The sequence below is a fragment of the Allocoleopsis sp. genome, from assembly GCF_036703385.1.
GTDB lineage: Bacteria > Cyanobacteriota > Cyanobacteriia > Cyanobacteriales > Coleofasciculaceae > Allocoleopsis.
The window spans coordinates 1-5,915 of record NZ_DATNPA010000511.1 but is presented as its reverse complement, the minus strand read 5'-3'; the positions used below and the strand labels follow the sequence as shown (position 1 = coordinate 5,915).

General features: G+C 48.2%; 4 protein-coding genes and 2 pseudogenes. All 6 read right to left on the bottom strand.

The annotated features are described in order from the left end of the window. Positions 1-103 precede the first annotated feature (103 nt). Complete coding sequence (locus V6C93_RS24980; protein WP_333479378.1) at positions 104-1,099, bottom strand: xanthine dehydrogenase family protein subunit M; 996 nt, start codon at positions 1,097-1,099, stop codon at positions 104-106. Then, on the bottom strand, positions 1,096-1,818 hold the full coding sequence (locus V6C93_RS24975) for a 2Fe-2S iron-sulfur cluster-binding protein (RefSeq protein WP_333479377.1): 723 nt from the start codon (positions 1,816-1,818) through the stop codon (positions 1,096-1,098). Before V6C93_RS24975 ends, V6C93_RS24980 begins: the two co-directional genes overlap by 4 nt. A 237-nt stretch (positions 1,819-2,055) precedes the next feature. Then, positions 2,056-2,973: pseudogene (locus tag V6C93_RS24970) on the bottom strand (ABC transporter ATP-binding protein); the annotation flags it as partial. Then, positions 2,964-3,374: pseudogene (locus tag V6C93_RS24965) on the bottom strand (glycine betaine ABC transporter substrate-binding protein); the annotation flags it as partial. The pseudogenes V6C93_RS24970 and V6C93_RS24965, both read right to left, overlap by 10 nt. A 302-nt stretch (positions 3,375-3,676) precedes the next feature. After that, the gene (locus tag V6C93_RS24960) at positions 3,677-4,189 is read right to left on the bottom strand and encodes a cupredoxin domain-containing protein (protein ID WP_333479375.1); all 513 of its coding nucleotides are present in this window, start codon (positions 4,187-4,189) and stop codon (positions 3,677-3,679) included. Positions 4,190-4,208: 19 nt separating this feature from the next. Continuing rightward, a partial coding sequence (locus tag V6C93_RS24955) for a copper-translocating P-type ATPase (RefSeq protein ID WP_333479374.1) occupies positions 4,209-5,915 on the bottom strand: 1,707 nt, incomplete at its 5' end.

Here is a 5,915-nt window from a genome sequence, read left to right as displayed (position 1 = left end):
CCGTGAACCAGTCCCGGAATTTGGTGTTCTGCCGCGTAGGTTGCTGTACCCGTTACCTTGGCTCGTCCATCTTTGCGACTAACAGCCGTACCAATTACCTTGTTCATATTACACCTCCTCCTTTGGCTGACACTGTGAGCGATCGCTTAATGGCACGTTTCGCTAATTCGACTTTGAAGCTGTTATGAGTCAGGGGTTTAGCTCCTTGCAGGGCAATCTCCGCCGCCTGCTGGAAGGTTTCGACATTAGCGGGTTTGCCAATCAAAAACTTTTCTGCGTCGGTGGGACGCCAAGGCTTGTGAGCAACACCACCCATTGCGATGCGTGCATCCTTGATGCTGTCGCCTGCCAAATCAAGGGCAGTAGCGACGGAAACCAAAGCGAAGGCATAGGAGGCTCTATCCCGTAGTTTAAGATACACACCCGACTTAGCAAACGGCACAGGCGGCACCACAACGGCAGTAATCAGTTCCCCTGGCTCCAAGTTGGCGTCTAGTTGGGGTGTGTTACCCGGTAAACGGTGAAACTCTGTAAACGGGATTTGACGCTTACCCTTTGGCCCTTCTACCTCAACGATGGCATCCAAAGCTGCCAGGGGAACGCACATATCCGAGGGATGAACCGCCAAGCACTGGTCGCTAGCTCCAAATATGGCGTGCATTCGGTTAATCCCTGTTGCCGCAGGACAGCCACTTCCCGGTTCCCGTTTGTTACAGGGGAAGGCAGTGTCGTAGTAGTAGGGGCAGCGAGTGCGTTGCAGGAGATTACCGCCGACGGAGGCAACATTGCGAATTTGCTGAGAGGCACCAGATAGAATGGCACGGGTGAGCATGGGATAATTGCGTCGGACATCGGGATGGTCAGCAACTGCCGTATTGCTCACCAATGCGCCGATGCGTAAACCGCCCCCAGCTATTGGTTCAATACGCTGCATTTCTAGCCGGGAAATGTCGATGAGCTGTGATGGCTCATCTAGAAAGACTTTCATCCGGTCAACCAAGTTCGTGCCACCCGCGATAAACATGGCATCCTTGTCAGTAGACGCCCGTTGCACTGCATCATTTACTGAAGTGGCACGGATGTAAGAAAATTTGTTCATACTGGCATCTCCTGCGCTTCAGTTACCATCATGGTTGCGGCAGCAGAGGGAGGAGTTTGTCCGGCGGCTTGTTGTACGGCGGCAACAATGCCGTTGTAAGCACTGCACCGACAAAGATTGCCACTCAACCGCTCTTTGATTTCTGCCTCAGACAGTTCAGCAAGTTGCGGAGTGCGGGTTAAGTCTGGTGTGACTGCACTGGCACAACCCCGTTTAATTTCATCAAGGAGGGCAACCGAGGCACAAATCTGTCCGGGTGTGCAATAGCCGCACTGAAAGCCATCATTATCGATAAACGCGGCTTGCACGGGATGGAGAACATCACCTTTCGCAAGTCCTTCAACGGTGACAATTTGCTTGCCCTCTTGCATTACGGCAAGGGAGAGACAGGAGTACACCCGTTGTCCATCAACGAGAACGGTACAAGCTCCACATTGTCCATGATCGCAGCCTTTTTTACTGCCTGGAAGTTCCAAGCGTTCGCGCAGAGCATCGAGGAGCGTTACCCGTGGTTCAATGGTAAGCGATCGCTTCTCACCATTTACCATCAGTGTTATTGCCATTTCACCTTCAGGGGATTGCATAGAGCGAGCTTCCTTTGCTGCTGTAGCCTGATTGAGCAATGTAGGGGCAGCTATAGCTGTTCCTGCTGCGGTTAGCGCCTGCCCCAAAAAATTGCGCCGAGATGTTCGTTTCGGCTTCTCTTCATGATGTTCCATCGATTGCACCTCCAGCTAGTGTCCAATTGGCTCCCCCGTGGGAGATGGATTCTTCCTTGTGTTATTGTCGAGTAATATCATTTTCATTTGTACCGTAACGAAGCAAAAACCCTCCGCGTCTCTCTGCGTCCCCCTCCGCGCTCTTTGCGTTAAAAAACTATGATTCCAATACCAACGGATTCATATAGTTTCTAAAAGATATGCAGCACCGATAAAATGCCATAACAGAATGTCACACTAACGATTAACTTCCATCCGTGCAGAATCCCGAATTTGTTCCAGGGTAAGGATACCCACAACATCCTCACCATCGAGTACCGTTAACTTCTGTGCACCCGTTCGTAACAACAGGGATAACGCTTGACGCAAGTTCTCGTGTCGTGCGATCGCAGGTTCACTTCGAGGTTGATAATCTGGTGAGACACTCGCCATTGCCGTCTCCACTCGCAGCAAACTCAATTGGCGCACCCTATCATCCGCACCCATCAATTCATATACAAAAGGATTAGCGGGTTGCGTCAGGATATTAAAGGGCTTATCAAACTGCACAATCTGCCCTTTTTGCAGAATCATGATTTTGTCGGCAAGACGCAGCGCTTCTTCAACATCGTGAGACACAAATAGAATCGTTTTCTTCAGCTGGCGCTGGAGACGTAAAATCTCGTCCTGTAACGTTTGGCGAGTAATCGCGTCAATGGCTCCAAATGGCTCATCCATTAACATTACCTTGGGGTCACCTGCTAAGGCACGCGCCAATCCCACGCGCTGCTGCTGTCCTCCAGAGAGTTGCGCCGGGTAGCGATCACGGTATTCTTGAGGGGGTAGCTCCACGAGCATCAACAACTCATCGACTCGTGCTTGGTACTGCACCCTCGACCAACCCAACAGCTTCGGCACCACGGCAATATTCTGTGCCACCGTCATGTGGGGAAACAACCCAGACTGCTGAATCACGTAACCAATCTGCCGACGTAACTGAGTCACTTCTATCTTTCGGATATCAGTATCATCCAGGTAAATCCTGCCCGAAGTTGGCTCATATAAGCGATTGACCATCTTGAGGAGGGTTGTTTTACCGCAACCGGATGGCCCTAAAATCACCACTAATTGGCCTGCTTCGATTTCACAAGTACAGCCATTTACCGCTGGGTGGGATCCAGTGCTTGAGTATTATTCATCGGGGCAGGCTCAAGCCAAACTAAGTTAAATTTATCTTTGTAGGCTTTAGCAACCGTGTCGAATACCTGCTTCTGGTTACTATTAGCAGGTTCTTTAAGGACTGTTAATAGACCCGTCCCTGTATATTCTGGATACAAATCAATTTGACCGCTCTGCAAACCCGCTTGAGCAACAGGTGTACCGCCGAGGTTGAGTTTGCGTTCTACTTTCAAGCCCTTATTTTCTAGCACCAGAGCATACACTTCTCCTAAAATGAACTGCTCGGTGAAATCTTTCGATCCGACTTTAATGCTAGTGTTACTGTTGCAGGCGATCGCACTGAACATCGTTAGCAGCGCTAGCAAAAGGGGCACAACGAGGCGACGAAGCAATTGCATCTGAAAAAACTAGATATTTTATCCAACATTCATATCTCCTATCTATTAATATATTTAACGAATAATTCGTAATTATAAATTTTTAATTTGCAATTAAAAGGCGGGTCAGAGTCCCCGATTTCTCAAGTCGCTCACATCAGAAAAGGGTCTAAATCACCATCTGAACGTCAATTACGAATTACGAATTACGAATTTTTAATTATTTCATGAATTAACCCATAGAATACGAGTTATGGCTTTCAATCAAAGGGCAAAGGGTTCATCCGAGTTTTCTACCCTCTGCCCTTTTTAAGAAACCACCGTTATTGCTCAACTTCCACCACACCACGAAACATATTCATCCCGCAGGTAAATAAGTATTGTCCTGGTTTATCCGGAGTAAATTCAATCGGAGTCGTTTGATTTAGCTCCAATTCTTGCGCAATATGAAAATCAGGCAATAACACTTGTTCGAGACAACTACTGGCATCGCGACGCAGAAAATTGAGCCGCACAGGCTGCCCTGATTTTACAACTACATGGTCAGGTTCATAGCCCCCGTCTACTGTAATCGTGACCTCTTGTGTGCCTTGTTGCGTGTCAGCTGATTGGGACTTGGTTTTACTGAATAAAAACCACCATAATTCCAGCCCAATCAAGGCTAAACCACCTACCGTTACACCACCTTTTAAACCTAAGGGTTGCTCGATACGGCGAAATTGATTGGTCTGGGTTGCTGTTGAGGCAGGCATTTCGGTAGCCATCACTCCCGATGCTATTCCGAGCATGAGTCCTAAACTTGTAACAGTGCCTAAAATCTTGCTTGTGCTGAACATATGCCGAACTCCTACTAATTTATGGGGTGAGTTTGGGTTGAAAATTCCGCAAGCGCAGGGCATTGGTGACGACGGAAACAGAACTAAATGCCATTGCTGCTCCTGCAATAATGGGATTGAGTAACCAGCCAAAGATGGGGAATAAAATCCCAGCAGCAATGGGAATTCCGGCAACGTTGTAGATAAAGGCAAAGAAGAGATTTTGCCGAATGTTCTGCATCGTGGCGCGAGACAGTTGGATGGCAGTAACGATACCTTGTAAATCTCCAGAAATCAGGGTGATGTCACTCGCTGCGATCGCAACATCAGTTCCCGTCCCGATCGCAATTCCCACATCGGCCTGTGCTAAAGCTGGGGCATCATTGATACCATCCCCTACCATTGCCACAAGGGATTTTGGATTTTGGATTTTGGATTTTGGATTTAAGGGTTTACCGCTACTTGGTGCCTGTTGCCTCTTTTCAGTTTGAAGAGATTGGATAATTGCAGCTTTTTGGTCGGGTCGGACTTCGGCAAATACTCGCCTGATGCCGACTTCAGAGGCTATAGCTTCTGCGGTTTGGCGATTATCCCCCGTTAGCATCACGACTTCTAATCCTAAATGGCGTAATGCTCTAACAGCAGCAGCGGAAGAGGGTTTCAACGCATCCGCAATTCCCATCAATCCTTCAATTTCACCATCCACAGCAACCCAAATTACTGTTTTACCCGTTGCTTCCCATCGCTCTTTGTGTTCTTGTAAAACATGAGTATTGATGGCTAACTCCTCCATCCAACGTTGAGTGCCAATTTGTACTAAGCGATCGCAAACGATACCTTGCACACCACTACCGGGGATTGCTTCAAAATCCTGTGCTTGCGCCAACTTCACCTCTTGAGACTGTGCATACCTCACAACCGCCTCTGCTAGAGGATGTTCGGAATTTCGTTCCACTGAAGCGGCAAGGCGTAAGAGTTTTAACTCATTGCTATTAGTCGTGCCATGAACGGTGATAAAGTCGGTAACGGTGGGTTTCCCTTGAGTCAACGTCCCAGTTTTATCCAGCACAATGGTCTGAATTTTGTGAGCGAGTTCTAGACTTTCTGCCCCTTTAATTAGAATGCCGTTTTCTGCACCTTTACCCGTTCCTACCATCACAGAGGTGGGAGTGGCTAAACCTAAGGCACAGGGACAGGCAATAATCAGCACTCCAACGGTGGTAATCAGGGCAAGAGTGAGGTTGCCCATCACATCGAACCAGATAATGAACGTTGCGATCGCGATCGCAATCACTACCGGCACAAACCATCCTGTTACCTGATCCGCCAATCGCTGAATCGGGGCTTTACTTCCTTGTGCTTGCTGCACCAGTTGGACAATCTGGGATAAAACGGTATCCTTCCCTACTCGTGTCGCCCGGAACTTAAAGCTTCCAGTTTTATTAATCGTAGCTCCAATTACCTCATCCCCAGACTGCTTTTTGACAGGGACACTCTCACCCGTCACCATCGATTCATCAATGGTAGAAGTGCCTTCAATTACTTCACCATCCACAGGAATTTTTTCCCCTGGGCGCACTAAAATTACCTCATTGATTTGCACATCTTGGATAGGAATATCCATCTCCACTCCATCTCGAATGACTTTCGCATCTCGGGCTTGCAAACCAATGAGTTGACGAATCGCTTCCGACGTTTGTCCTTTAGCACGATTTTCAAACAACCGCCCTAAAAGAATTAAAGTAAT

Coding starts and splice junctions, on each gene's coding strand:
- V6C93_RS24975 (WP_333479377.1), bottom strand. CDS start 1,818: ATGGAACATCATGAAGAGAAGCCGAAACGAACATCTCGGCGCAATTTT.
- V6C93_RS24960 (WP_333479375.1), bottom strand. CDS start 4,189: ATGTTCAGCACAAGCAAGATTTTAGGCACTGTTACAAGTTTAGGACTC.
- V6C93_RS24980 (WP_333479378.1), bottom strand. CDS start 1,099: ATGAACAAATTTTCTTACATCCGTGCCACTTCAGTAAATGATGCAGTG.